This is a genomic window from Streptococcus cristatus (assembly GCF_008369405.1).
In the GTDB taxonomy this organism is placed as follows: Bacteria; Bacillota; Bacilli; order Lactobacillales; family Streptococcaceae; genus Streptococcus; species Streptococcus cristatus_G.
Genome location: NZ_VSJJ01000001.1, coordinates 372,893 through 398,547, shown reverse-complemented (window position 1 = coordinate 398,547; position 25,655 = coordinate 372,893). Strand labels below are relative to the sequence as shown.

At 41.7% G+C, this 25,655-nt stretch carries 26 protein-coding genes and 1 riboswitch; of the genes, 23 read left to right on the top strand and 3 right to left on the bottom strand.

The features are described 5' to 3' along the window. Positions 1 to 40 precede the first annotated feature (40 nt). From FXF62_RS02120 to sdbB, 10 genes are all read left to right on the top strand, one after another. A complete protein-coding gene (locus FXF62_RS02120; protein WP_149517476.1) occupies positions 41 to 739 on the top strand; it encodes a response regulator transcription factor in 699 nt (232 codons plus the stop codon). Then, complete coding sequence (locus tag FXF62_RS02115) at positions 736 to 1,770, top strand: sensor histidine kinase (RefSeq protein WP_149517475.1); 1,035 nt, start codon at positions 736 to 738, stop codon at positions 1,768 to 1,770. The genes FXF62_RS02120 and FXF62_RS02115 overlap by 4 nt, the downstream gene beginning before the upstream one ends. 142 nt (positions 1,771 to 1,912) lie before the next feature. After that, positions 1,913 to 2,623 carry a thiol-disulfide oxidoreductase-associated membrane protein CcdA2 gene (ccdA2, locus tag FXF62_RS02110; RefSeq protein WP_149517474.1) on the top strand — a complete coding sequence of 237 codons (711 nt, stop codon included), beginning with the start codon at positions 1,913 to 1,915 and terminating at the stop codon, positions 2,621 to 2,623. A gap of 27 nt (positions 2,624 to 2,650) precedes the next feature. Continuing rightward, the gene (locus FXF62_RS02105) at positions 2,651 to 2,971 is read left to right on the top strand and encodes a hypothetical protein (protein WP_149517473.1); all 321 of its coding nucleotides are present in this window, start codon (positions 2,651 to 2,653) and stop codon (positions 2,969 to 2,971) included. Between the two features lie 68 nt (positions 2,972 to 3,039). Then, complete coding sequence (locus tag FXF62_RS02100; RefSeq protein ID WP_149517472.1) at positions 3,040 to 3,603, top strand: redoxin domain-containing protein; 564 nt, start codon at positions 3,040 to 3,042, stop codon at positions 3,601 to 3,603. 15 nt (positions 3,604 to 3,618) lie between these two features. After that, complete coding sequence (gene msrB / locus FXF62_RS02095; RefSeq protein WP_037615671.1) at positions 3,619 to 4,725, top strand: peptide-methionine (R)-S-oxide reductase MsrB; 1,107 nt, start codon at positions 3,619 to 3,621, stop codon at positions 4,723 to 4,725. 59 nt (positions 4,726 to 4,784) lie between these two features. After that, on the top strand, positions 4,785 to 5,519 hold the full coding sequence (locus FXF62_RS02090) for a response regulator transcription factor (protein ID WP_149517471.1): 735 nt from the start codon (positions 4,785 to 4,787) through the stop codon (positions 5,517 to 5,519). Next, positions 5,516 to 7,228, top strand: a complete 1,713-nt coding sequence (locus FXF62_RS02085; protein WP_149517470.1) for a cache domain-containing sensor histidine kinase — start codon at positions 5,516 to 5,518, stop codon at positions 7,226 to 7,228. Before FXF62_RS02090 ends, FXF62_RS02085 begins: the two co-directional genes overlap by 4 nt. Positions 7,229 to 7,563: 335 nt before the next feature. Then, on the top strand, positions 7,564 to 8,271 hold the full coding sequence (ccdA2, locus tag FXF62_RS02075; RefSeq protein ID WP_015604720.1) for a thiol-disulfide oxidoreductase-associated membrane protein CcdA2: 708 nt from the start codon (positions 7,564 to 7,566) through the stop codon (positions 8,269 to 8,271). 12 nt (positions 8,272 to 8,283) lie between these two features. Then, positions 8,284 to 8,835: a thiol-disulfide oxidoreductase-associated lipoprotein SdbB gene (gene sdbB / locus FXF62_RS02070; RefSeq protein ID WP_149517469.1), complete on the top strand. Its 552-nt coding sequence runs from the start codon at positions 8,284 to 8,286 to the stop codon at positions 8,833 to 8,835. Between the two features lie 51 nt (positions 8,836 to 8,886). Here the strand turns inward: sdbB and FXF62_RS02065 are convergent, their stop codons facing one another. Genes FXF62_RS02065 through FXF62_RS02055 form a run of 3 tightly spaced genes read right to left on the bottom strand, consistent with a single transcriptional unit; the run spans position 8,887 to position 11,699 of the window. After that, complete coding sequence (locus FXF62_RS02065) at positions 8,887 to 10,119, bottom strand: NAD(P)H-dependent oxidoreductase (protein WP_149517468.1); 1,233 nt, start codon at positions 10,117 to 10,119, stop codon at positions 8,887 to 8,889. 22 nt (positions 10,120 to 10,141) lie between these two features. Then, entirely contained in the window at positions 10,142 to 10,750 is a 609-nt protein-coding gene (locus FXF62_RS02060) for an NADPH-dependent FMN reductase (RefSeq protein ID WP_149517467.1), read from the bottom strand. Between the two features lie 19 nt (positions 10,751 to 10,769). Continuing rightward, positions 10,770 to 11,699 carry an FAD:protein FMN transferase gene (locus FXF62_RS02055; RefSeq protein WP_262881571.1) on the bottom strand — a complete coding sequence of 310 codons (930 nt, stop codon included), beginning with the start codon at positions 11,697 to 11,699 and terminating at the stop codon, positions 10,770 to 10,772. A 242-nt stretch (positions 11,700 to 11,941) separates the two neighbouring features. Between FXF62_RS02055 and nox the strand changes: the two genes are divergently transcribed. The 13 genes from nox to FXF62_RS01990 all read left to right on the top strand — a co-directional run bounded on the left by nox (position 11,942) and on the right by FXF62_RS01990 (position 25,639). Further along, entirely contained in the window at positions 11,942 to 13,321 is a 1,380-nt protein-coding gene (gene nox, locus FXF62_RS02050; RefSeq protein WP_149517466.1) for a H2O-forming NADH oxidase, read from the top strand. Positions 13,322 to 13,523: 202 nt separating this feature from the next. Then, positions 13,524 to 14,342 (top strand): PrsW family intramembrane metalloprotease, encoded by an 819-nt coding sequence (locus tag FXF62_RS02045; RefSeq protein ID WP_149517465.1) that lies wholly within the window; start codon positions 13,524 to 13,526, stop codon positions 14,340 to 14,342. A gap of 290 nt (positions 14,343 to 14,632) precedes the next feature. Next, the gene (locus FXF62_RS02040; protein WP_149517464.1) at positions 14,633 to 15,082 is read left to right on the top strand and encodes a Panacea domain-containing protein; all 450 of its coding nucleotides are present in this window, start codon (positions 14,633 to 14,635) and stop codon (positions 15,080 to 15,082) included. Between the two features lie 3 nt (positions 15,083 to 15,085). Further along, positions 15,086 to 15,460: an MAG6450 family protein gene (locus FXF62_RS02035; protein ID WP_149517463.1), complete on the top strand. Its 375-nt coding sequence runs from the start codon at positions 15,086 to 15,088 to the stop codon at positions 15,458 to 15,460. Between the two features lie 654 nt (positions 15,461 to 16,114). Then, the gene (locus tag FXF62_RS02030; protein ID WP_187984209.1) at positions 16,115 to 17,671 is read left to right on the top strand and encodes a ClC family H(+)/Cl(-) exchange transporter; all 1,557 of its coding nucleotides are present in this window, start codon (positions 16,115 to 16,117) and stop codon (positions 17,669 to 17,671) included. A gap of 127 nt (positions 17,672 to 17,798) precedes the next feature. Next, positions 17,799 to 18,671 carry an iron uptake system protein EfeO gene (gene efeO, locus FXF62_RS02025; protein ID WP_149517462.1) on the top strand — a complete coding sequence of 291 codons (873 nt, stop codon included), beginning with the start codon at positions 17,799 to 17,801 and terminating at the stop codon, positions 18,669 to 18,671. A 4-nt stretch (positions 18,672 to 18,675) separates the two neighbouring features. Then, positions 18,676 to 19,884: an iron uptake transporter deferrochelatase/peroxidase subunit gene (gene efeB / locus FXF62_RS02020; protein WP_149517461.1), complete on the top strand. Its 1,209-nt coding sequence runs from the start codon at positions 18,676 to 18,678 to the stop codon at positions 19,882 to 19,884. Further along, positions 19,862 to 21,559, top strand: coding sequence for an FTR1 family iron permease (locus FXF62_RS02015; protein WP_149517460.1), 1,698 nt, complete (start codon positions 19,862 to 19,864; stop codon positions 21,557 to 21,559). Before efeB ends, FXF62_RS02015 begins: the two co-directional genes overlap by 23 nt. Next, a complete protein-coding gene (tatC, locus tag FXF62_RS02010; RefSeq protein WP_149517459.1) occupies positions 21,552 to 22,259 on the top strand; it encodes a twin-arginine translocase subunit TatC in 708 nt (235 codons plus the stop codon). The genes FXF62_RS02015 and tatC overlap by 8 nt, the downstream gene beginning before the upstream one ends. Continuing rightward, positions 22,259 to 22,444 (top strand): twin-arginine translocase TatA/TatE family subunit, encoded by a 186-nt coding sequence (locus FXF62_RS02005; RefSeq protein WP_061423004.1) that lies wholly within the window; start codon positions 22,259 to 22,261, stop codon positions 22,442 to 22,444. Before tatC ends, FXF62_RS02005 begins: the two co-directional genes overlap by 1 nt. Positions 22,445 to 22,613: 169 nt before the next feature. After that, on the top strand, positions 22,614 to 23,597 hold the full coding sequence (gene guaC, locus FXF62_RS02000) for a GMP reductase (RefSeq protein ID WP_149517458.1): 984 nt from the start codon (positions 22,614 to 22,616) through the stop codon (positions 23,595 to 23,597). Continuing rightward, a riboswitch (purine riboswitch) is annotated at positions 23,592 to 23,689 on the top strand. Its footprint overlaps the gene before it by 6 nt. A 101-nt stretch (positions 23,690 to 23,790) precedes the next feature. Next, positions 23,791 to 24,372, top strand: a complete 582-nt coding sequence (locus FXF62_RS01995; protein WP_149517457.1) for a xanthine phosphoribosyltransferase — start codon at positions 23,791 to 23,793, stop codon at positions 24,370 to 24,372. A gap of 1 nt (position 24,373) precedes the next feature. Then, positions 24,374 to 25,639, top strand: coding sequence for a nucleobase:cation symporter-2 family protein (locus FXF62_RS01990; protein ID WP_149517456.1), 1,266 nt, complete (start codon positions 24,374 to 24,376; stop codon positions 25,637 to 25,639). Positions 25,640 to 25,655: the final 16 nt, after the last annotated feature.

Here is a 25,655-nt window from a genome sequence, read left to right as displayed (position 1 = left end):
TAAAGCCAGTATAACACTGTTTTTATCAGGAGATTGGCAAATGGGAAAGACAATTTTACTCGTTGATGATGAGATGGATATTCTAGATATCCAAAAGCGCTATCTTGTGCAGGCTGGCTATCAGGTTTTAGTGGCTCGAGATGGCGTGGAGGGATTAGATCTTTTTAAAAAGAAATCTGTTGACCTGATCATCACAGATATCATGATGCCAAATATGGACGGTTATGACTTTATCAGTGAGGTTCAGTCTATCGCACCTGATCAACCTTTTCTCTTTACAACGGCTAAGACCAGCGAGCAGGATAAGATTTATGGCTTGAGCTTGGGGGCGGATGACTTTATCTCTAAACCTTTCAGTCCGCGCGAGCTGGTTCTAAGAGTCAATAATATCTTGCGTCGTATTCAGCGTGGGGACGAGACAGAACAAATTGAGCTCGGTGATTTGGTGATGAATCATGTGGTTCATGAGGTTCGCATCGGGAAGCATTTTTTGGAATTAACAGTGAAGTCCTTTGAACTGCTCTGGATTTTAGCTAGCAATCCTGAGAGAGTTTTTTCAAAGACGGAGCTTTACGAGAAGGTGTGGCAGGAAGATTTCGTAGATGATACCAATACCCTTAATGTTCATATCCATGCTCTGAGACAGGAATTGACCAAGTATGCCAGTTCAGACACTCCTGCCGTCAAAACTGTCTGGGGTCTGGGATATAAAATGGAAGGAGCACGAGGTATAAAATGAAATTAAAAAGTTACATTCTGGTGGGGTATCTGATTTCTAGTCTATTAACCATTTTACTCGTTTTCTGGGCAGTCCAGCGAATGTTGATTGTAAAAAGCGAGATTTATTTCCTAGTTGGAATGACCTTGATTGCTAGTTTTATTGGAGCAGCAGTCAGTCTCATTCTCTTATCGCCAGTATTTTCTTCCCTTCGGCATCTGAAAAAACAAGCCCAGGATATAGCCAGCAAGGATTTTGGAACAGAGATTGAAGCCAAGGGACCTATTGAATTTCAGGAGTTGGGTCAGGCTTTTAATGATATGTCTCATAACTTGCAAGAAACGTTTGCATCACTTGATGAAAGTGAGCGCGAAAAGGGAATGATGATTGCCCAGCTTTCTCACGATATTAAAACTCCCATCACCTCTATTCAGGCGACTGTGGAGGGTATTTTGGATGGAGTGATCAAGGAAGAGGAGCAGATTCATTATTTAACAACCATTAGTCGTCAGACAGAGCGTTTAAATAAACTAGTGGAAGAATTGGATGTTTTGACTCTTAATGCCCAGCCTCGATCAGAATCAGATGGAGAAGCCGAAATAGTCTTTATAGACCAGCTTTTGATCGAGGCTATGAGTGAATTTCAACTCTTGATTGAGCAGGAAGAGCGGGACATTTACATTCAAGTGTCTCCTGAGTCAGCAAAAATTAAGAGTCATTATGACAAACTTTCCCGTATCTTGGTCAACTTGCTAAATAATGCTTTTAAGTATTCAGACCCAGGAACTAAAATTGAGGTTACGGCTCAATTAACTGAGCAAGTCTTGACAATCAGTGTGAAAGATGAAGGACAGGGCATTGCTCCCGAAGATTTGGATAAGATTTTTAAACGCCTTTACCGTGTGGAAACATCTCGTAATATGAAGACAGGCGGGCATGGTCTAGGTCTTGCTATTGCGCGTGAGTTGGCTCATCAGCTGGGTGGAGAAATAACGGTCGAAAGCCAGTGTGGTCTAGGAAGCACTTTTACATTTGCTCTCAACTTAACATAGATCCTCAGTAAGTAGTGAACGCTTTTAACTCATGGTGTGGAAAAGATAAAATCAAATTCAAGTTTTTTCAAATCTATCTCCCTATTTTTAGGGGGATTTTTATTTTATACTATAGTCAGAAAATGATCGAGAGGTTTTTGAAATGGCAACAAGTTTTTTGTTCTTTATTTCAGTTTTTCTGGCAGGGATTCTTTCCTTTTTCTCCCCTTGTATCTTACCGCTTATGCCGGTTTATGTAGGAATCTTGTTAGATGAAGACCAGCCAAGGATGTTCAAGTTTCTAGGACGAGAGGTTTCTTGGTACGGTTTGGTCAAGACTCTCTGCTTTATAGCGGGATTGTCGACTGTATTTTTAGTCTTGGGCTACGGTGCTGGTGCTTTAGGGCAAGTCCTATACGCCCCTTGGTTTCGCTATCTTTTGGGTGGAATTGTCATACTATTGGGAATCCACCAAACGGGCGTCATCAATATCCAGCAGCTGCAAAAGCAAAAAATCATCCAGTTTAAACAGAATAGTAAACGGAGTGACTTGCTTAATGCCTTCATTTTAGGGATTACTTTTAGCTTTGGTTGGACCCCCTGTGTTGGGCCTGTTCTGAGCTCTGTTTTAGCGATTGCTGCTTCTGGGGGAGACGGCGCTCTTCAAGGAGGCTTGCTTATGTTGGTTTATACACTTGGATTAGCCCTTCCTTTTCTAGCCATGGCTTTAGCTTCTGGTTGGGTATTACAGCGCTTTGCAAAACTCAAACCTTATATGGGAACACTTAAGAAAGTTGGCGGAGTTCTCATCATTCTTATGGGAATTCTACTTATGCTCGGAAATCTAAATGCTTTAGCGTCATTATTTGGATAAATATTATATAATTAAAGGAGAAATCTCATGAAAAAAATCGCTACTCTTACAATGGCTACTCTTAGTATCTTCGCCTTGGCTGCTTGCTCCAGTCAAAAGTCAAATTCAGACATGAAAAAGATGGATGACAGTAGCATGATGAAGAAGGATGATATGAAAAAAGATGACATGAAGAAGGAGAATATGAAAGACTCTAGTATGTCTGATGATAAAATGAAAAAGGATGAGATGAAGGACTCGTCTATGATGTCCGACAGTAAGTCTGATATGAAAGATGACATGAAATCTAGTGATTCAAGCATGAAGGATGAAATGAAAGATTCATCTGAAATGTCATCTGATAAATAAAATTATCAATAAGGCTGGAAGTCGTCAATTTTGTCGGCTTTCTCCTTGTTTGGAGAGGAAAGAATACTATGAGAAAACTGTCTCTATTAACCGTAGGGCTGCTTTGCGTCGGCTTATTGGGAGCTTGCTCAAATCAGCAAATGAATTCGGAAGCTTCCAAAAATGATAAAAGTTCCATGACTAGCAAGTCAAATTCTAACCAAGCTACAAAAATGGCTAAGGATTTCGCTTTGCAAGGAGTGGACGGCAAGACCTATAAGCTGTCTGATTTTAAAGGCAAGAAAGTCTATCTAAAGTTTTGGGCTTCTTGGTGCTCTATCTGTCTATCCACACTTGGAGATACCAATGATTTGGCTAAGGAACAGTCTGGAAAAGATTATGTTGTCCTGACGGTGGTGTCTCCGACTTTTAATGGAGAAAAGTCTGCTGATGATTTCAAGGAATGGTATAAGTCTTTGGATTACAAGAACATGCCAGTTCTTATGGATACTAAGGGAGAATTACTGAAAGAATACGGTATTCGCTCTTATCCATCTGCTCTCTTCGTAGGTAGCGATGGTTCTCTTGCCAAGACGCATATTGGCTATATGAGCAAGGAAGATATTGAAAAAACACTAAAGGAAATCAAGTAGAAAGGAGTAAAGAAAATGGAAGGAAAATGGAAAATTTTTCTGGTTTTAATTGGCTTGCTTTTCTGTTTTGGACTGGTCTATGTGATTGCAGGGAATGGTAAGCAATCATCTCCTGAACAGATCAAGAAAGCCTCTATGAGTAAGACAGAAGTGACCAAACAAAAGAAAGAAGACGTCAAGGAAGAAGATAAGCGGGAGATTTATCTGGCTGGCGGTTGTTTCTGGGGTGTAGAAGAATATTTCTCTAGAGTACCAGGTGTCATTGATGCTGAGTCTGGCTATGCAAATGGTAAGAGCGACACAACCAAGTATGAATTAGTTTCCCAAACTGGTCATGCTGAGACGGTGAAAATTACCTATAACGTTAAAAAGATATCTCTCAAAGAAATCTTACTTCATTATTTCCGTATCATTGATCCGACTTCCAAAAACAAACAAGGAAACGACCAAGGCACCCAGTATCGAACGGGTGTTTATTATAAGGACGAAGCTGATCTTGATACTATTAATCAGGTCTTTGATGAAGTCGCCAAGAAATATGATAAGCCTTTGGCCGTTGAAAAAGAACCTCTGAAAAACTTTATCAAGGCAGAAGATTATCATCAGGATTACCTAAAAAAGAATCCTAATGGGTATTGCCATATCGATGTCAATCAAGCTGCTTACCCAGTTATCGAAGCTAGTCGCTATCCTAAGCCTAGTGATGAAGAGATTAAGGCTAAGCTCTCTCCAGAAGAATACGCAGTCACACAAAAGAATGACACAGAGCGAGCTTTTTCTAATCGCTATTGGGATAAGTTCGATGCTGGTATCTACGTGGATGTGGTGACAGGAGAACCTCTCTTTTCATCAAAGGATAAATTTGACTCTGGCTGCGGTTGGCCGAGTTTCACCCGTCCTGTCAGTCCAGATGTTGCGACTTACAAAGAAGATAAGAGTTTCAACATGACACGGACAGAAGTTCGCAGTCGGGTTGGAAATTCACATCTGGGCCATGTTTTCACTGATGGCCCTAAGGACAAGGGCGGTTTGCGCTATTGCATCAATAGTCTGTCAATTAAGTTCATTCCAAAAGCTGAGATGGAGGAGAAGGGCTACGGTTATCTTTTGGATTATGTTTAAGAGCATTTTGATCGAAAATTTGCTATAATAAATCCAGTAAAAATAAGGAGTTGAACCTTGTGTATTCAATTATGATTGTAGAGGATGAGTATCTGGTCAGACAGGGGATTGCGTCCTTGGTAGACTATGAACAGTTTGGTATGCAAGTCATTGCCCAAGCTGAAAATGGAATAGAAGCTTGGCAGAAATTTCAGGAAAATCCTGCTGACATTCTGCTGACTGATATCAATATGCCAAAGATGAACGGCCTCGAACTGGCCAAGCTAGTTAGAGACCAGGCTCCTAAATGCCATATCGTTTTTCTGACGGGCTATGATGATTTTGACTATGCTCGGACGGCCATTAAGCTAGGTGCAGATGATTATCTTCTCAAGCCGTTTTCCAAAGATGATGTTGAGGAGATGTTGGCCAAGCTGCAGACCAAGCTTGATAAGGAGCGCAAAAAAGCCCAGATTCAAAGTTTGGTCGATCAGGGACAGCACTCTGAGTTGGAAGAGGCTATTCATGCGCGTCTAGCTGATTCAGAATTAAACCTGAAAAGTTTGGCTTTTCAATTGGGGTTTAGTCCGTCCTATCTAAGTGTTCTTATCAAAAAAGAATTAGGCCTGCCCTTTCAAGATTATTTGATTCAAGAGCGGATGAAAAAAGCAAAACTCTTACTCTTAACTACAGATTTGAAGATTTATGAAATAGCAGAGCAGGTAGGTTTTGACGACATGAACTATTTTTCTCAGCGCTTCAAGCAGGTGGTTGGGCTGACACCTCGGCAGTTTAAAAAAGGAGAGGAGAAATGAAACGGTATCCGCTTCTGATCCAGTTGATTGTCTATATTTTTCTGCTGGTTCTTTTACTCTTGGGGGTTGTTGGGAGTCTTTACTATCAGACTAGCTCAGAAACCATTCGGCAGCTGACAGAGCGGACGACTCGTAATAGTATGGAGCAAAGCGGGCAGTTCATTGCTTCCTATTTGCAGAAATTAAAACGAACCACCTCCACACTGAGCAAGGAAGAAACGATTCGGAAGTATGCTCAGAATCAAGAAAGCAGCGAAACGTCAGTTCAGTCTTTGATGAAAACCATCATTGAGACAGATCCGGATTTGGTGTCGGCAGTATTGGTTACTAAGGACGGGCGCGTGGTCTCGACAGATTCTAAAATCAGCATGCAGACATCCTCTGATATGATGAATGAAAAATGGTATCAGGAAGCCGTCCATACCAGAGCCATGCCTGTCTTGATTCCTGCTCGCAAGGAGTCTCTAGCATTAGAGAAGGAGAAGTGGGTTGTTTCCGTCACTCAGGAAGTAGTGGATGAAGCAGGGCAGAATCTCGGTGTTTTGCGTTTGGATATCGGCTATAAGAGTCTCAAAGCCTATTTGGATCGGCTTCAGCTCGGGAAGAAGGGTTTTAGCTTTATTGTCAACAGCCAGCATGAATTTGTCTATCATCCCAAGAAGAGTGTTTATTCATCCAGTCAGGAAATGAAAGCTATGCAGCCCTATATCTCGGTCAAGGACGGTTACGCAGACCAGAAACAGGCTTTTGTCTACCAGATTGATATTGCGGACAGCGACTGGACTTTAATTGGCGTTGCCTCATTAGAGCAATTACAGATGCTTCAGTCACAGATGCTTTATTCTTTTGTAGGAATGGGCATTTTAGCACTCCTGCTTTGCTTGACTGGTATTTGGTTTGTTCTGCGTTTGTGGATTAAACCTCTGCAGAATCTGCAGGCTGTCATTCTGAAGATTGGGGCAGGTGACTCAAATTTACGAGCGGAAGCAAAGGGGTCTCCAGAGTTGGTTGACTTGGCTCAGCAATTCAATAAAATGCTGGACCAAATCGAACAACTAATGGAAGCAGTCAAGACTGAAGAACAAAATGTCCGCCGCTATGAGCTCCGAGCTCTCTCTGCTCAAATTAACCCCCATTTCCTTTATAATACCTTGGATACGATTGTCTGGATGGCTGAATTTAACGACAGCAAGCGTGTTGTTGAGGTAACACAATCACTCGCTCAGTATTTCCGCTTGGCGCTTAATCAAGGGCATGAACAGATTTCTCTTAGAGATGAGATTGATCACGTTCGTCAGTATCTTTTTATCCAGAAGCAGCGCTATGGCGACAAGCTCCAGTACGAGATTGAAGAGGATGAATCTATAGCTGATTATAAACTGCCCAAGCTGGTACTTCAGCCTTTGGTCGAAAATGCCATCTACCATGGCATCAAGGAAATTGACCGACAGGGCATGATTAGGGTGACGTCGGAAGTAGAAGAAGGACAACTGAGACTTTCTATCTATGATAACGGCCGTGGCTTTGATGTCAACGCCTCTATAGATGCGACTCTCCTTCGCTTAGGTGGTGTAGGTCTGAAAAATGTTGATCAACGTTTAAGATTGCAGTTCGGAGACGACTACCATATGGAAATCCAATCCGAACCAGATAAATTTACCCAGGTTTGTCTTTACTTGCCGCTAGATTCAGATAATCAAGTTCGCTAACCTTCAATATTAAAGAGGCTGGGACGAAAGTCCTAGCCTCTCAATTGTCTTTGGATTGTCGAGCAAGACGCAGTGGTTGAGTGGGCTCTACTAGGCTGATTTCATCAGCTTCTACAGCCCTACTCAACTGTGCGGAGGTGGGACGACGAAATCGGATTCTAACGAATTACCGATTTCTGTCCCACTCTCTTTTTTGCTGTTTAGGAACGAAATAGGAGTTTCACAGATGGCTTCTCCGATAAATTATACAAGAATGAGGATAGTGTAGCAAAATGTGGAAAAATTTAAATCGTTTGTTATAATAATATTGAAAACACATCTTAAAGGAGGTTGGGATGGAGTCTAGTTTATTTTTTGTTTCGGTCTTTTTGGCTGGAGTTCTCTCGTTTTTCTCACCCTGTATCTTTCCCTTGTTGCCAGTCTACATAGGGATATTGCTGGATGAAGAAGAGCCTAGAGAAGTCAAGTTCTTAGGCAGAAAGATCGCTTGGACTGGTCTGATCAAGACCCTCTGTTTCATTGCTGGAATTTCCTTGGTTTTCTTTCTATTAGGCTTCGGTGCGGGATTCCTAGGTGGAGTGATTTACGATGAGAAATTCCGTTATCTAATGGGGATTATCATCATTTTGCTAGGAATTCACCAGATGGAGCTGATTAATATCAGGCAGTTACAATTCCAGAAAAATGTGGAATTTAAGAAGAACAGTCGTCGGAATGATTTTCTGTCAGCCTTTTTGCTTGGTATTAGTTTCAGTTTTGGTTGGACGCCTTGTATTGGCCCTGTCCTTAGTTCGGTTCTGGCTCTAGCTGCCTCTGGCGGAAATGGAGCTATCCAAGGAGCGCTCCTAACATTGGTTTATACTTTGGGAATGGCCTTACCATTTCTCATCTTAGCTCTAGCTTCTAGCTTCGTTATGCGCTATTTTTCAAGAATCAAACCCTATATGGGGCTAATGAAAAAAATTGGAGGAGCCTTAATCATTTTTATGGGAATCCTTCTCATGCTCGGGCAGTTAAATGCTTTATCAGGAATTTTTGGATAAAAGGAGAAAAAGATGAAAAAAATTCTTTCGCTAGTTGTTGCTTCGATAGCTTTTCTGACACTATCAGCTTGTTCATCTGATGAAAAGGGGATGGATAGTCAAAGTCAGTCCAATACAAGTGTCCAATCGCTGGTTGCAGTTGGCCAGGAGGCACCGGACTTCACTCTTCAGTCGATGGATGGAAAAACTGTCAAACTTTCGGATTATCGTGGAAAAAAAGTCTATCTGAAATTCTGGGCTTCTTGGTGTCCATCTTGTCGTCAGAGCATGCCAGACTTAGAAGAATTGGCTGCGCGAACAGATCGAGATTTTGAAATTCTGAGTGTTGTGGCGCCGGGGATTCAAGGAGAAAAATCCGAAGAGGACTTTCCAAAATGGTTCGCAGACCAAGGCTACAAAAACGTTCCTGTTCTGTTTGACAAAGGAGCGACAGCTTTCCAAGCCTATCAGATTCGCAGCATTCCAACAGAAATTTTGATTGATAGCCAAGGAAAAATTGCAAAAATCCAACTCGGATCAATCAGCAATGAAGAAGCAGAAAAGGCCTTCAAGGAGATGAAATAAAATAAAGAAAAAGAATGGATTTTCAAATCCATTCTTTTCATTCTGTTCTGATTAAGCACTAGCGCCAGATGTTGCATCGGCATCTCCACCGCCGTGACCACCGCCAGTATCTGAAGCACCAGAAGTGGCATCGGCTGCTGCAGCTGCAGGAGCAAAAGGACCACTTCCTCCAACCAAGCGTTGACCAGTTGTTTTTAGATACCAATCTAGCCAAGGTTGGAAGTTGAAGACTATTTCGTTGATACCAGCGTAAGATCCGTCAGGATAGTACATTGCTTGGTAGTTGTGGGTATTGATAACACCTGCTGGTGAGCCAGGCACGATTGTACGAACGTATTCCTGATCACCGTTACGAAGAACACCAACTACCCATTCTACGTTCTTCATGCGAGCAGCGGGAAGAGAGTTGTGTAGAGTTGAGAGACGGCCACCTGATTGGGATGGTACACGTTTAGCAAACATAGTGTCTGGATCTTGATGAGCATTGTTATAGTAAAGGAACTGGTTGTTATCATCTGCATAAGTCAACTCAAACGGCATAGCCTTTAAGAACATGTCGATTTGGTTAACAGTCAGGATACCATGGTCAAGCTTGACATACGTATCGCCAGAAACAGCACCGACAGCTTTTGCAGCTTTTTCTACCCATTCTGGATCGTCAGGGTCAACTTCTGTTATGGTTGTTGCGATTGGATTCGTGACATCTAAGTCTTCAGGAGCAATTGGTTTAGGTTTTTTCAATTTTGAGACTACCTCAACATATTTAACAAAGTTATCTAAGCAAGATTCAAGGAATTTAACAGTGCCTTCGTTTGTGATATTGCCTTCATTATCAAAAGCTTCTTTCGCTTTACCAAGAAGGAATTCATTTCCTGGTAACGTGTAGGCATTGACACCTGGAGCATCTAAGATCTTACGCAAATGTACTTGGGCACGAGACGTTCCTTGGTCATAGTAGGAAGCTCCCACAATCATGACAGGCTTGCTTTCAAATGGGTGAACCTCATAAGAGAGCCATTCAAGGACGCTCTTGAGAGCTGCTGTAATGGTGTGGTTGTGCTCAGGAGTGGCAATGATAACACCGTCAGCGCGCGTGATGCGGTTGTACAAAAGGCGCAGCTGGAAGGATTCGTCCCATTTTTCATCTTGATTAAAGAGTGGAACTTCATAAATTTCCAAGACTTCTAATTCAAATTTCAGTTTAAATTGTTTTCTGATGAATTCTAGTAATTTACGGTTGTATGATTGGTCTGCATTTGAGCCGACAAGTCCAACAAATTTCATGTGATTCTTTCCCTTCTAGTTCTTACAATTTTTCCCAGTCAAAGTTTTCAGCTTCTTGATGAAGAAGTGCTTGGGCACTTGATAACTTTTCTGTAATTTTAACAAACAAACGGAAGTCATCAAAAAGAGCGTCTAATTTTTGAATGGTTTCGAGGTCAATCAAGTCTCCATTTTTATCAAAGGCTTGAAGTGAGTGAGAAAGTAGGAATTCAGAACCTGGCATAACAGAAGCTTTGAGTTCTGGCGAATCCAAAATTTGACGGAGTTGTAGTTGGGCACGAGATGAACCCAGAGTTCCATAAGAGGCTCCTGTAATCATCACTGGTTTACCAAGTAATGGATAGATACCGTAAGACAACCAAGCCAAGGCACTCATAAGTACAGCAGGAATAGAGTGGTCATATTCAGGCGTTCCGATGATAACACCATCAGTAGCCTCGATTTTCGCAGCGATTTCTTTAACAATCTCTGGAACTTGCATATCAGACGGTTTGTTGAAAATAGGAATATCTTTGATTTCAATCAACTCGATTTCTGCTTTATCAGCGAAATGCTTTTGCATGTACTGAAGGAGTTGGCGGTTGGTTGATTTCTTTGAGTTTGTACCAACTAGACCGATAAATTTTAACATAGTAGGTTCCTTTCTGGATTTAGGATAAGATTTCTGGGGTGAGACCAGATGAATAAAAAGTTTGATGATTTTCTGTAATAACGAAGGCTTCGATTCCATTTTCTTGTTCGACTTTCTCTAAGATGGAAGTAGGGCTTTCCCCGAATAAACGGGTCGTCCATATTTCACCATCGACGGACTTTGATGAAACAATCGTGAGACTAGCTAGTTGATTGTCGACTGGGTAGCCTGTGGTACGGTCAAAAATATGATGATAAACCCTGCCATCTACCTGCAGTTTTCTTTCATATATCCCTGAAGTCACGACAGACTGATTCTGAACGGACAGAAGAGCTAGGTTGTTTCCACGTGGCAAGCTTGGATTTTGAATTCCAATCCGCCAGCAACGATTATTTTTTTCATTTAGACCAATGGTTAAGATATTTCCACCAAGATTGATGAGGGCAGAAGTGACACCTTTTCCTCTTAGAAAAGCAGCGATTTTATCTGCGATATAGCCTTTGGCAAGGGCGCCTAAGTCGATTTTCATGCCTTCCATTGTCAAAAAAACACTGGAGGCAGCTGCATCTAACTCGATACACTCAGGGTCAGTGAGTGCCAGCGCTTGCTTGATTTCTTTGGGACTGGGAACTTTCGCATCCGCAAAGCCTATCCGCCAAGTTTGAATCAAGGGACCTAAGGTAATATTGAGATGACTGTCTGGAGCGAGACTATGCTTTTTTCCCAACTCAATCAGCTCAAACAGATCAGGATGGACGCAGACGGCATGTTTGCCAGTAGCGTGATTGATTTGCATGAGCTCAGAGCTGTCATCATTTGCACTAAAACGCTTTTCGTACAATCTAAGAAGTGAAAACACTTGATCCAGAAGACTGTCAGCATCTTCATGGAGAATCGAAATAGTAATAGTTGATCCCATTAAATGGATGGATCTAGACTTAAGATCCACTTTTATCACAACCTTCCTTATTAAATTTCCTAATCGTCTCTATTAGTATACCAAAAAGATACCGTTTTCACAATTGTAAATATATACTATTTTCAGAAAAATTGAAATTTTTTGCTTAAATTTATGGAGAAATCGAATTTATTTGCCATATTTTTAAAAATCCTGAGCATATATCTTGTAAACGCTAACAGAAACATGATATACTAGTTTGGTAAATTAAATTTTAAAGGTGGAATTATTCTATGAGTAAAATTGTTGTAGTTGGTGCTAACCATGCAGGTACTGCATGTATCAACACTATGTTGGATAACTTTGGTCATGAAAATGAAATCGTTGTATTTGACCAAAACTCAAATATCTCATTCCTAGGTTGTGGAATGGCGCTTTGGATTGGTGAGCAAATCGACGGTGCTGAAGGCTTGTTCTACTCTGATAAAGAAAAATTGGAAGCAAAAGGTGCTAAAGTTTACATGAACTCACCAGTTCTTTCAATCGACTATGACAACAAAGTTGTTACAGCAGAAGTGGAAGGAAAAGAGCACAAAGAATCTTATGACAAATTGATCTTTGCGACTGGATCTACTCCAATCTTGCCTCCAATCGAAGGTGTTGAAATTGTCAAAGGTAACCGCGAATTCAAGACAACTCTTGAAAATGTTCAATTTGTTAAGTTGTACCAAAATGCTGAAGAAGTTATCAACAAACTTGCTGACAAGAGCAAACACCTTGAGCGTATCGCTGTTGTTGGTGGTGGTTACATCGGTGTTGAGCTTGCTGAAGCCTTTGAACGTCTTGGGAAAGAAGTTGTCCTTGTTGACATCGTGGACACTGTGTTGAACGGCTACTATGACAAAGACTTCACTCAAATGATGGCGAAGAACTTGGAAGACCATAACATCCGCTTGGCACTTGGTCAAACAGTAAAAGCTATTCAAGGCGATGGCAAAGTTGAGCGCTTGGTAACAGACAAAGAAACATTTGATGTGGACATGGTTGTTCTTGCAGTTGGTTTCCGTCCAAACACAGCTCTTGCTGATGGTAAGATTGAACTTTTCCGCAACGGTGCCTTCCTTGTAGACAAGAAACAGGAAACATCTATCCCAGGTGTATACGCTGTTGGTGACTGTGCGACTGTTTATGATAATGCTCGTAAAGACACTAGCTACATCGCACTTGCTTCAAACGCTGTACGTACTGGTATCGTTGGTGCTTACAACGCTTGTGGTCATGAACTTGAAGGAATTGGTGTTCAAGGTTCAAATGGTATCTCAATTTACGGACTTCACATGGTTTCAACTGGTTTGACTCTTGAAAAAGCAAAAGCTGCTGGTTACAATGCAACTGAAACAGGCTTTAACGATCTTCAAAAACCAGAATTCATGAAACATGACAACCACGAAGTTGCCATCAAGATTGTCTTTGATAAAGACAGTCGCGAAATCCTTGGTGCGCAAATGGTATCACGTGATTCTGCTATCAGCATGGGAATCCACATGTTCTCACTTGCTATCCAAGAGCATGTGACAATTGATAAATTGGCCTTGACAGACCTATTCTTCTTGCCACACTTCAATAAACCATACAACTACATCACAATGGCTGCACTTACAGCTGAAAAATAATCAATGAAAGTCCCGATAAGGGACTTTTTTGTCGCTTGTTTTATCAAGTTGAATTGTCAATACAATACAGAATGAGGCATATATATTATGTGTTTATCAACTAGTACAATAATTAATAATCATTCTAATGAGTCTTAAAATTAGTTCTATTTTAGATTTTTTTGTTATACTAAGATGAAAATAAAATTTTAGAAAGTTACTTATGAAGAAAAATATTGTTCTTTTCATTTTTCTCCTTCTGAGCGCAATCGGCTTGGAATACGAGACACAAGCTTATACTACTGGCAGTATGTCAGGTACTGGTTATGGAATTGTCGGACTGTCAGCCCTCTTGGCGCTGCTTTATATCATCCCAGCTCTGCTTTTGATTCGCAGTTTGGGTAAAAAATGGCAGACGCCTGCATTGAGTTTAGGTGTAGCTTTGTTGGGCGGTCTTTTCATTTCTGGCTGGACTTCTGGCTTGGCCAATACCTATATCCACGAGTGGGTCAGCACGAGCTTTCCAAATACCGTGATTAGTTATCTGGAAAATGCCCTCGCTGCTCCGCTGGTTGAAGAGCCGCTTAAGCTTTTGGCAGTTGCTTTCGCTGTCTATCTAGTGCCAGTCAAAAAACTTAAAGGCTTTTTACTGCTAGGAATTACAGCTGGCATGGGCTTCCAAATCAGTGAAGATTTCTCATACATCCTTTCTGACCTGCCTGAAGGCTTCTCCTTCACTATCTCTGGTATCTTAGGCCGTATCACTGGTGGGGTAGCTTCTCACTGGCTCTACACCGCTTTGACCACTATCGGCTTAGCCCTGATGTTCCGATTTGCCAAGACGCAGAAGACCTACTTTAAAGCTGGACTATTTTATTTCTTATCAGCTTTTGCACTCCATTTCCTATGGAACTCTCCATTGACTTCTATTGAAACAGATATCCCAGTCATCGTTCCTGCCATGACTGCTGTGGCTGTCTTCATTTTCTATCAAGCTTATCGAACAGCACACAAGATTGATCAGGAAGACTTGTCAATTTAAACATGAGAGTGGGACAGAAACCGGTCATTTGTTAGAATTCGATTTCGTCGTCCCACCTCCGCACAGTTGAGTAGGGCTGTAAAAGCTGATGAAATCAGCCTAGTGGAGCCCACTCAACCACTGCGTCTTGCTCGACAATCCGAAGACAATTGAGAGGCTAGGACTTTTGTCCCAGCCTCAGTCTGAAAAATATATTTTAAAAAATATGTTTTAACTTAATTTTAAAGCGAAATAGATTGACATAAGTATAGTGAGCTGTTATAATTTTTTTAGAAAGGAGTAGAAAAGAGATGAAAAAATATAGCATTTTTAATATTTCTGATTGGTTTCTATCAAAAGAAGCAATGACTCCTAAAAAGTTACAAAAACTTTCTTATTATTTTGAAGCTTGGAGTCACGCATTGTTTAATGACTCTCTTATATCTGATACAACATTTGAGGCGTGGGTACATGGTCCTGTCTCTCCAGAATTGTATAGCAGATATAAAGAATTTGGGTGGAATGATATTGAACAAACAGAAGATAATTCAGATTTGTTTGATAATAAGACATTAGATTTATTGGAATCTGTATGGATTACATACGGGTCAAAATCTGCAAACGAATTAGAAGCATTGACACATAGTGAACTTCCTTGGATAAATGCTCGTAAAGGTTTGGGGGAAACAGAACCTAGTCATGAACCGATTAATGCCGAAGACATGAAAGAGTACTATCGTTCAATTTATATTGGAGACTAATTATTGAAGAAACTAACAAACAAAAATAGTGCTTCTTCTAGTAAGGGCGCTTCGTTAACAGCTTTACGAGATGTTCCTTTTAAATTTTCAATTAGTGAACAATTAGATAACAAATTCGCATTTAAAGACTTGAAAGCTGCAGATATTAAAGCCTTACACAACTTCATTGATATAACTATTGGAAAGAAATTAACGATAACTCAAGTAGATAAACTGTATTTGAGAACAAAAGGTGGGGTAACACAAACCATCAATAACAAAGATGTTGTACATTACGGGAAAGATTGTAATTCATTTAGAGTGTTTGGATATTACAATAGTGAAAACTATTTTAATATAACCCGTATAGATCCCAAACATAAAACAAATGCTGAGTGATGGAGAAATTTACTAAACATATATACGTTTGTTTGCTTTTAGAAACGTCTACCTTGATTTCCTAATAAAAAAGCACGTTTGACCGTGCTAGTTTCTTGCCTGCTGAACTCGTCGATTGGTAGAGCTGAAAAAGCTCTTTTTGCTTAGATAGAAAGAAAACCTAAGAGTACAGAATAAAACTAAATTCCCTGTTGACCCTTATGTATCAAGGGTTAAGAGTATCTAAAGAAATCTAGCCCTGTCTATTTTTTGCTATACAACATTTAAGAAATATCTTATAGAAAGCCTACAACAGTGGGCTTTCAGACTGAAGACAAAGTCCATTTTGGACAATTTTCTTCAATCTTTTTCTTTTACTAGAGAAAATAAAAAACTCTTAAAAATAGCACTAGATCAGCATTTCTAAGAGTTTTCACTATTTGACAACCAACCTCGATAAGGACATTTTTTTAATTACCGATAGAGTTTGTCTACGTTCTGAAACGACCCTCAAGGTCGTTTTTTGATGTCTAAACTGCATTTTTGGCATTCTTTTAAATCTGATAAAGTTGATGTTAAAAGTTTTACATTCAAAAGCAACATGTTCATGGCTATCGCCTTGTTTCTGGCCTATATTTTGTGCTAAAATGTTGCTATAAGGTCTTTGGGAGAGAAATGATGATAAAACAAAAAGAACAAATTTCTGATACGAAAAAAGAATTTAATTTTATGTCCAGCTCCATTATTTCCCAAGTGTCCAGGGGGATTCTGGTGGGCATTTTTGCTGGGGTAGTAGTGGGAGCATTTCGTTTTTTGATTGAGAAAAGTTTTCACTTGGTTCAGTCTGCTTATGTGATGGGCAGGAGCGAGTGGATTTGGCTGGTGGGCTTACTTTTCTTGTATGCTTTTATTGTCTTTATAAATGCTAGATTGGTGGCTTCGGAAAAGGACATAAACGGTTCGGGGATTCCGCAGGTTGAAGCTGAGTTGAAAGGCTTGATGTCACTTTCTTGGTGGAGTATTCTCTGGAAAAAATTCTTAATTGGTATTTTGGCGATTTCCAGCGGTTTGATGCTGGGGCGTGAAGGTCCGAGTATTCAGTTAGGGGCGATGAGCGGCAAAGGTATCTCTAAGTGGTTGAACTTGAGTCCAGTGGAAGAACGGGCCTTGATTGCCAGCGGTGCAGCTGCGGGTTTGGCAGCGGCTTTTAATGCACCGATTGCAGGTTTGCTCTTTGTCGTTGAGGAAGTTTACCATCATTTTTCCCGCTTCTTTTGGGTTTCAACCTTGGCGGCAAGTTTGGTGGCAAATTTCATTTCTCTGTCTATATTCGGCCTGACTCCTGTTTTGGACATGCCAGATAATATTCCTTTCATGGGGCTGGAGCAGTACTGGATTTATATTTTAATGGGCTTGTTTTTGGGCTTGGCTGGCTTTCTCTATGAAAAAGCGGTCCTCAATATTCATCTGATTTATGAAGCTATGGGAAAATTTTTTAGGCTGCCGAAAAATTATTATCCGATTTTTGCCTTTGTTTTGATCGTTCCGATTGGCTATTTTCTGCCTCATTTGCTGGGCGGTGGCAATCAGCTGATTCTGTCTCTGACGAGTGCACATTACACAGTTGGAACCTTACTTCTCTTCTTCTTACTCCGTTTTGTATGGAGCATGATGAGTTATGGCAGCGGACTTCCTGGTGGTATTTTCCTGCCCATTCTGGCTTTGGGCTCTTTACTAGGCGCAGCAATTGGAGCTCTCTGTGTAGAAGCTGGTTTCATCACGCAGGAACAATTTCCAATTTTTATCATCTTGGGAATGAGTGGGTATTTTGGCGCCATTTCCAAAGCTCCGCTAACGGCTATGATTCTCGTGACGGAGATGGTGGGAGATATCCGTAACCTTATGCCACTGGGCTTGGTCACTCTGATGGCCTATATTGCTATGGATCTGCTAAAGGGAGCACCTGTCTATGAAGCCATGCTTGAAAAAATGTTGCCAGATCGAATTGAAGATGACGGTGAGACAACCTTGATTGAAATTCCGGTTTCAGAAAAGATCGCAGGGCGACAAGTGCATGAGTTGGAGCTGCCACACGGCGTTTTAATCACCATGAATATCCATAAGGGCAAGACTCAGACGGTCAACGGAGCCAGTCGTCTCTACCTAGGAGATACGATTTATGTAGTCGTTAAGAAAACAGAAATTGGCAAAATTAAAGATATCTTACTTTAAAATATTTGTTTCTTGACTCGGAAAAAATAGTTTTATTATAATTATCTGACAATTTATTGAAATATGAGAAATAAATTGTTATAATTTATATGAATTCGCCCCTTTTAGGGAAAATAAAGGAGTCAAGATGAAAAAACTAGGAATCGTTCTATTTTCAACAGCTATTTTACTGACTGGTTGTACTGCCAATCAAAACTCAACTACAAATGCCAGCAGTTCGGAAGCCAAAACGAGTCTTTCGGCTTCTGAGCAGAAAGCTTTGGATAAGGTAACAACAGAGTATAAGGCCTTTGTACAGAAAGAAATCGACCAATTGCTGACGGATACGGAGAAGTTCAGAGATACGCTCAAAGAAGGCAAGCTTGATGAAGCTAAGAAAATGTATCCCTTGATTCGTATGAGCTACGAGCGTTCAGAGCCTATTGCTGAGAGCTTCGGAGAGTCTGATGTCAAGATCGACTTCCGCTTAGCTGACTATCTAGATGAAAACAAAACCGAAGAAGGCTGGTCAGGCTTCCACCGAATTGAAAAAATTCTGTGGGAAAGTAACACAACAGCGGGGACAGAGAAATATGCAGATCAGCTGGTCAATGACATTAAAGAATTAAAGGCTAAAATTGCGACTGTTGAGGTTGCGCCAGACATCATGCTGACTGGTGCAGTTGACCTGCTCAACGAAGTAGCGACCAGCAAGATTACTGGTGAAGAAGAAATCTTTTCCCATACGGATCTATATGATTTCCGTGCCAATATTCAAGGGGCAGAAAAGATTTTTGAACTCTTTAAACCTTTGATTGCGAAGAAAGATGAAAAACTGGTAAAAAGTATAGAAACTGAGTTCAAGAATGTCAATAGTCTGCTAGACAAGCAGATGACGGACTCTGAAAATTATAAACTTTATACCGAATTGAGCAAGGAAGATACCAAAGAGCTAGGAGAAGCTGTCACAAAACTGGGCGAACCTCTCTCGCAAATGGGAATCATCCTAGATGGGAAGTAAGAAGATGACCAAAGACGAAAAATGGTTTAATAAAAAAATGGATCGTCGGGAATTTCTTAAAAAAGCAGGGATTGGAGGTGCAGGCTTAGCGCTGGGTGTCTCCAGTGCATCTGCTTTTTTCGCTAATCAAGCGAAGGAAGATAAGAAATTTGCTGACGGTAAGGAAGAAATCAGTTTTTACGGTGAGCATCAAGCTGGCATTACGACAGCTATGCAGAAGAATATCTATTTTGTCATTCTGGATTTGCATACGACGGATAGGGAGACCATTATCCAGATGTTCAAGGACTGGACCGCTTACAGTGAAAAGTTGGTCAATGGAGAGCTGGTCAAAAAAGATGGTTCTAATGCTCTCTTGCCTCCTACGGATACTGGAGAAACGGTCGGCCTCAACCCTTATCGACTGACCTTGACCTTTGGAGTCTCCGCCTCTTTCCTGAAAAAAATGGGCTTGGAGGATAAAAAGCCCAAGGAATTTCGTGATATGCCTCCTTTCCCTAAAGAACAACTAAAAGAGAAATATACTGGCGGTGATATTGTCATTCAAGCTTGCGCGGATGATGAACAGGTGGCTTTTCATGCTGTTCGCAATTTGGTTCGTAAAGCGCGAAATGCTGTCACTATGAAATGGAGCCAGTCTGGCTTTGCTGCTATTGGCGATCGTATGTCTACTCCCCGCAATCTATTTGGTTTTAAAGACGGCACGGCTAATGTCACCAAGGAGAAAGATTTTGACAAGGTGGTTTGGTGTGATAGCAAGGACTGGATGAAGGGTGGCTCTTATATGGCTGTCCGTCGAATCCAGATGTTTCTTGAGACTTGGGATCGGACCAATTTGCAAGAGCAGGAAAACACCTTTGGTCGTTATAAGGAGAGCGGAGCGCCCTTTGGTAAGAAGAATGAATTTGACGAGGTAGACTTGGACTTGCTTCCAGTTGATGCACATGTGCGGCTAGCTAAAGAAGTGGACAAGCCTCTCTATCGCCGTTCCTATTCTTATTCGGATGGGATTGACGAAACAACGGGTCAATTTGATACAGGACTGCTTTTTATCTCTTTCCAAAAGGATCCCGACAGTTTTATCAAAGTCCAGACCAATCTTGGAGCACAGGATAAGATGAATGAATATGTCACCCATGTGGGCAGTGGCTTGTTTGCTTGCTTCGGCGGTGTCAAAAAAGGAGAATATCTTGGTCAGAAATTATTTGAATAAAGTCCTGTTTTTGCTCATGACTCTCTTGCTCCTAGCTCAGCCTGTATCAGCTGAGGATTCTTACAGCAGTCTTTTTATCAAGATCACGGATGCTAGCACCGCTGTTCAAAAGGGTGATCAAGCCAGTGCCAAACAATTGCTGGAGGAAATACAGACTGAATTTGAGGCTTTAAGCAAGCATGACTCAGCTGCAGGAAAAGAAGTCAGCAAGGCATTGACTATCTCGGGCGATGTAACAGAGGACAAGTTGACCAAGGTTTCAGCCGCTCTTTTAGCTTTTGAAAAGGAGCAGAATCCCGTTGATCTAGAGGCGGAAAAAACCAAGCTGGTCAATAAACTAGAATCAAAATTTCAAGCTCTTCAGGCAGCGATTGAGAGCAAGGATCTTGAAAAGATTCGTGAAGCCTATAAAAAAATGAATTCGACTTGGACCGCTAATGAAGGAGTGGTGCGGGATCATAGTACGGCTCATTATGGCAGGGTGGAGACGGCCATTTCCTTTTTACGGAGTGCCATCGAGACGGAGCCAACGGATTTTGAAGCCATTCAAACTTCCTATGATGACCTGACAGCTGCGATTGATAGCTTTGTCAAGGGAGAAGAGGCATCTGCTAGCAGTGAGAATCTTACACTGGCAGATGGTATAGGCCTTCTGAAAAAGGCTCTGCTTGCTTTCCAAAAGGGGGACGAAAAGCAGGGCAAGGCTGCGATGAAGAAATTTATCACGATTTGGCCAAGCGTTGAAGGAGATGTCAGCACTAAAAATCCTTCCCTCTATACCAAAGTAGAAAGCCAGTCGCCTGTCATCATGGTGAAGGGTAAGGACAAGGAGTATCAAGACCAGCTAGAGTCTTTGATTAGTGAGCTAGAACAGATTGACACTAGCGGGTCTTATACTTTCTTTGATGCCATGCTGATTTTGCTGCGTGAGGGCGTTGAGGCTCTTTTGATTGTGATGGCACTTGTTACGACGCTCAAGGCCTCCAAGATGAAAAAAGGCCTCAAATGGGTTTATACTGGTGCTGGCTTGGGCGTACTAGCCAGTGCGGTCATTGCCATTTTGCTACAGACTCTTTTTCCAGCCGTCGCCTCTGGCTCTAATCGTGAAATCATTGAGGGGGCAGTGGGGATTTTTGCGGTTGTCATGATGATTTTGGTCGGCATTTGGCTCCACAGCAAGTCCTCTGTCAAGAAGTGGAATGACTTCATGGAAAGTCAGATGCAGGCAGTGACAGCCAGTGGTAGTTTTATTTCCATGTTTGCTCTGAGCTTTCTCGCTGTCTTCCGTGAGGGGGCGGAGACCATCTTGTTCTATGCAGGCATTTTACCACGAATTACTACTCTAGACTTCTTTTTGGGACTGGGACTCGCTATCTTGGTTTTAGTCTTGCTCGCAATTCTAATGACCAAGGCCAGCAGTTTCATTCGGCCTCATCGGATTTTCTTTGGTCTAACTTGGCTGATCTACGCCTTGGCCTTTAAAATGTTAGGTGTCAGCATTCATGCCTTGCAATTAACAGCCATTTTTCCTAGTCACTTGATTTCTCATCTTCCAACCATTGATTGGCTGGGAATTTATCCGAGCCTTGAAGTGCTTCTAAGTCAAGCCATCTTTCTGGTCGTTGTCCTCTATGTGACCTTTAGAAATCGGCAAAAGGAGCGAGCAGATGCCTAGTAAGGAACAGACCGTTGTTGAACACTTGACGGAATTTAGATGGCGTTTTATAGCTGTTTTAATCTGGTTCGGTTTGATTTTTCTGGTCAGTCTGCTTTTTGCAGCGGATATTTACAAATGGCTGACCGCTTCTTTTGAGCAGAAGCTGATTGTATTGGGACCAGACGACATTCTTTGGATTTATATTAGCCTGGCTAGTCTTGGGGCTTTCTCACTGACGCTCCCTTTTATGGTCTATCAGATTTGGGAATTTATCCGCCCTGCTCTTAGAAATAGTGAAGCAAAGGCGATTTTTGCTTACATACCAGCTACATTTTTCAGCTTTGTCTTGGGTTTGGCCTTTGGTTTTTACTTTGTCAGCCCCGCTATTTTGCAAGTTTTGCTCTCTTTAGGAGATGGTTTATTTGCCATCCAGATGACTGCGCAGAACTACCTGTCCTTTCTATTTCACACGACCATCCCGATTGCTTTCTTGTTTGAATTGCCTGTCATTGTGGCCTTTCTGACATCAATCGGTTTGCTCAAACCGCAATTTTTGATAAAATATAGACGCTATGCTTATTTCGTTTTATTAGTATTAGCAGTAATCTTGACGCCGGCTGATTTCATCAGTGACTTGTCAATGACAGTACCACTGATTTTGCTGTATGAAGTCAGTATCTTACTGAGTAAAATGATTGAGAAAAGGAGAACATCGTAATGGGAATTTTAAAAGACATTGGATTACCAGGGCTTATCGTTATCGTCCTAGGTGCCTTACTGATTTTTGGACCAAAACGTCTGCCAGAGCTAGGGCAGTCGATTGGAAAAATGTTTTCAGAGTTTAAAAAGGCAGTTGACGGAGGGGCAGAAGACTCCAACTCAGAAAAAGATAAGAAAGAATAAAACACGGGCGACCGTGTTTTTCTTAATTTCCGAACTTTATCAATAATACACTTGAAATATTTTACAAAAACTGTACCTTATGATATACTTTTTCTGGAAACGTCTGGATAGATGTAGCGATGCTGAAGAGCATAGGTAGGTCATTTTTTGTATTGATAAGGAGTTTTCTATGCTCAATGATTTTCAGATTTTTGACTATGAAGATATTCAACTAATTCCAGCGAAATGTATTGTGAAAAGCCGTTCAGAGGCTGACACCAGTGTGAAATTTGGTAAACATACGTTTCGGATGCCGGTCGTACCGTCCAATATGCAGACGATTATTGACGAATCTGTCGCTGAAGAGCTTGCTCGAGGAGGCTATTTCTACATTATGCACCGTTTCGATGAGGAAGGGCGCAAACCATTCGTTAAACGAATGCATGAGCAAGGACTGATTGCATCGATCTCTGTCGGTGTGAAAGACTATGAGTATGACTTCGTTAGTAGCCTTAAAGATGATGCACCTGAATACATTACCATCGATATTGCGCATGGACACTCAGACAGTGTGATTAAAATGATCCAACACATCAAGAAAGAATTGCCAGAGACCTTTGTCATTGCAGGGAACGTTGGGACTCCAGAAGCTGTGCGGGAGCTGGAAAATGCTGGCGCAGATGCGACCAAAGTTGGCATCGGACCAGGCAAGGTCTGCATTACCAAAGTCAAGACAGGATTTGGAACGGGCGGCTGGCAGTTGTCTGCGCTTCGTTGGTGTTCAAAGGTTGCCCGCAAGCCTATTATTGCAGACGGTGGAATTCGGACACATGGCGATATTGCCAAATCGATCCGCTTCGGAGCCAGCATGGTCATGATTGGTTCGCTCTTTGCAGGCCACATTGAAAGCCCAGGTGAAACCATCGAGGTAGACGGCGATAAGTTTAAAGAATACTATGGTTCTGCATCCGAGTATCAAAAAGGTGCTTATAAAAATGTCGAAGGCAAGAAGATTTTGCTGCCGGCTAAGGGACACTTGCAAGACACATTAACTGAAATGGAGCAGGATTTGCAGAGTTCAATTTCCTATGCTGGTGGTCGTGACTTGCATAGCCTGACTCGCGTGGACTATGTCATCGTCAAAAATTCCATCTGGAATGGCGATGCCCATTAATTAAATAGAATAACTTATTTATCTTGCTAATGATTGGGGCAAGGTCTCTACAAGATGCCAAACATCTAACAATAAGTGAGCCTAATGACTTTCTGATACTTTTATTATCAGGCTATTTGTCATTAACAGAAAGGACTTGCTTATCGTGGCAGGTCCTTTCATCATCGAACCAAGATATGTTAAGAGGAGATACATGAAAACATTAGAAGAAAGAATTTTGAGGGATGGCAACATTTTAGGAGAAAATATTCTCAAAGTTGACTCTTTCCTGACTCATCAGGTCGATTTTTCGCTTATGAAAGAAATCGGGCAAGTATTTGCTGAGCATTTCAGGGATGCAGGCATTACAAAGGTTGTGACGATTGAGGCGTCTGGGATCGCACCGGCTGTCTACACGGCAGAAGCTTTGGGTGTTCCAATGATTTTTGCTAAAAAGTCTAAGAACATCACCATGACTGAAGGAATTTTAACAGCGGAAGTATATTCCTTTACCAAGCAGATCACTTCGACTGTCTCCATCGCTAGTAAGTTTTTGGAGTCAAGTGACAAGGTTCTGGTCGTTGATGATTTCTTGGCAAATGGTCAGGCAGCTAAAGGCCTGATTAAAATCATTGAAGAAGCGGGCGCTGAGGTAGCAGCCATTGGAATCGTGATTGAGAAATCCTTCCAAGATGGTCGAAGCTTGCTAGAAGCGCAAGGACAAACCGTTCTTTCGCTGGCTCGAATTGACAGATTCGAAAATGGGAAAGTTGTATTTAGAGAGGCAGATCTATAAAATGAACTATAACGAGGAAAAACATTCACAGGCAGCCGTTTTAGGTTTGCAACACTTGTTGGCTATGTATTCAGGTTCCATCTTGGTGCCGATTATGATCGCTGGGGCTTTGGGTTATTCGGCTGAGCAATTGACCTATCTGATTTCGACCGATATTTTCATGTGTGGTGTTGCCACTCTCTTGCAACTCCAGCTAAATAAATATTTTGGTATCGGTTTGCCAGTCGTGCTGGGCGTGGCCTTCCAGTCCGTTGCTCCTTTGATTATCATTGGGCAGAGCCATGGAAGTGGCGCTATGTTTGGTGCCTTGATTGCATCAGGGATTTATGTTGTTCTGATCGCTGGGATTTTCTCAAAAATCGCCAATCTGTTTCCTTCAGTTGTGACTGGTTCGGTCATTACGACCATTGGCTTGACCTTGATTCCAGTAGCCATTGGCAATATGGGAAATAACGTAGACAAGCCGACCGCCCAAAGTCTGATGCTAGCAGCTGTGACAGTACTGATCATTCTATTGATTAACATTTTTACCAAAGGTTTTATCAAATCCATCTCTATTTTAATTGGTTTGATTGTCGGAACGGGCATTGCTGGAGCCATGGGCTTGGTAGATTTAACGCCGGTCGCACAGGCTCCGCTGGTCCATGTGCCAACCCCTTTCTATTTCGGAGCACCAAAGTTTGAATTTTCTTCTATCGTGATGATGTGTATCATCGCAACGGTTTCCTTAGTAGAGTCAACAGGGGTGTACTTGGCACTTTCTGACATTACCAAAGATAAAATTGACAGTACCCGCCTGCGAAATGGCTATCGAGCAGAAGGACTTGCGGTCCTGCTGGGTGGTGTCTTCAATACCTTCCCTTACACAGGATTTTCTCAGAATGTTGGCTTGGTCAAATTATCCGGTATCAAAACGCGGTTGCCGATTTACTATGCGGCTGGCTTCCTGATTCTTCTCGGTCTTCTGCCAAAATTCGGAGCCTTGGCACAGATTATTCCAAGTCCAGTCCTTGGTGGTGCCATGCTAGTTATGTTTGGTTTTGTGTCCGTTCAGGGGATGCAAATCTTAGCGCGTGTTGACTTTGAGCACAGTGAGCATAATTTCCTCATTGCAGCGATTTCTATCTCAGCAGGTGTCGGCCTCAATGGTAGCAGCCTTTTCAACAGCCTACCGACCAGCCTTCAGATGTTCTTCTCAAACGGAATTGTCATGGCCAGTCTGATTGCTATTGTCCTAAACGCTATCCTAAATCGAAAAAATAAATAAGAAAGAGAGTAGGACA

What these genes read in the sequence shown, in the direction of transcription:
- FXF62_RS02115 (WP_149517475.1), top strand. Translation starts at nt 736, where the DNA reads ATGAAATTAAAAAGTTACATTCTGGTGGGGTATCTGATTTCTAGTCTA.
- FXF62_RS02065 (WP_149517468.1), bottom strand. Translation starts at nt 10,119, where the DNA reads ATGAAATTTGTTGGACTTGTCGGCTCAAATGCAGACCAATCATACAAC.
- FXF62_RS02045 (WP_149517465.1), top strand. Translation starts at nt 13,524, where the DNA reads ATGAAGAAAAATATTGTTCTTTTCATTTTTCTCCTTCTGAGCGCAATC.
- ccdA2 (WP_015604720.1), top strand. Translation starts at nt 7,564, where the DNA reads ATGGAGTCTAGTTTATTTTTTGTTTCGGTCTTTTTGGCTGGAGTTCTC.
- efeB (WP_149517461.1), top strand. Translation starts at nt 18,676, where the DNA reads ATGACCAAAGACGAAAAATGGTTTAATAAAAAAATGGATCGTCGGGAA.
- nox (WP_149517466.1), top strand. Translation starts at nt 11,942, where the DNA reads ATGAGTAAAATTGTTGTAGTTGGTGCTAACCATGCAGGTACTGCATGT.
- FXF62_RS01990 (WP_149517456.1), top strand. Translation starts at nt 24,374, where the DNA reads ATGAACTATAACGAGGAAAAACATTCACAGGCAGCCGTTTTAGGTTTG.
- FXF62_RS02120 (WP_149517476.1), top strand. Translation starts at nt 41, where the DNA reads ATGGGAAAGACAATTTTACTCGTTGATGATGAGATGGATATTCTAGAT.
- FXF62_RS02005 (WP_061423004.1), top strand. Translation starts at nt 22,259, where the DNA reads ATGGGAATTTTAAAAGACATTGGATTACCAGGGCTTATCGTTATCGTC.
- msrB (WP_037615671.1), top strand. Translation starts at nt 3,619, where the DNA reads ATGGAAGGAAAATGGAAAATTTTTCTGGTTTTAATTGGCTTGCTTTTC.
- FXF62_RS02040 (WP_149517464.1), top strand. Translation starts at nt 14,633, where the DNA reads ATGAAAAAATATAGCATTTTTAATATTTCTGATTGGTTTCTATCAAAA.
- FXF62_RS02030 (WP_187984209.1), top strand. Translation starts at nt 16,115, where the DNA reads ATGATGATAAAACAAAAAGAACAAATTTCTGATACGAAAAAAGAATTT.
- FXF62_RS02060 (WP_149517467.1), bottom strand. Translation starts at nt 10,750, where the DNA reads ATGTTAAAATTTATCGGTCTAGTTGGTACAAACTCAAAGAAATCAACC.
- guaC (WP_149517458.1), top strand. Translation starts at nt 22,614, where the DNA reads ATGCTCAATGATTTTCAGATTTTTGACTATGAAGATATTCAACTAATT.
- FXF62_RS02100 (WP_149517472.1), top strand. Translation starts at nt 3,040, where the DNA reads ATGAGAAAACTGTCTCTATTAACCGTAGGGCTGCTTTGCGTCGGCTTA.
- FXF62_RS01995 (WP_149517457.1), top strand. Translation starts at nt 23,791, where the DNA reads ATGAAAACATTAGAAGAAAGAATTTTGAGGGATGGCAACATTTTAGGA.
- tatC (WP_149517459.1), top strand. Translation starts at nt 21,552, where the DNA reads ATGCCTAGTAAGGAACAGACCGTTGTTGAACACTTGACGGAATTTAGA.
- ccdA2 (WP_149517474.1), top strand. Translation starts at nt 1,913, where the DNA reads ATGGCAACAAGTTTTTTGTTCTTTATTTCAGTTTTTCTGGCAGGGATT.
- FXF62_RS02105 (WP_149517473.1), top strand. Translation starts at nt 2,651, where the DNA reads ATGAAAAAAATCGCTACTCTTACAATGGCTACTCTTAGTATCTTCGCC.
- sdbB (WP_149517469.1), top strand. Translation starts at nt 8,284, where the DNA reads ATGAAAAAAATTCTTTCGCTAGTTGTTGCTTCGATAGCTTTTCTGACA.
- FXF62_RS02085 (WP_149517470.1), top strand. Translation starts at nt 5,516, where the DNA reads ATGAAACGGTATCCGCTTCTGATCCAGTTGATTGTCTATATTTTTCTG.
- efeO (WP_149517462.1), top strand. Translation starts at nt 17,799, where the DNA reads ATGAAAAAACTAGGAATCGTTCTATTTTCAACAGCTATTTTACTGACT.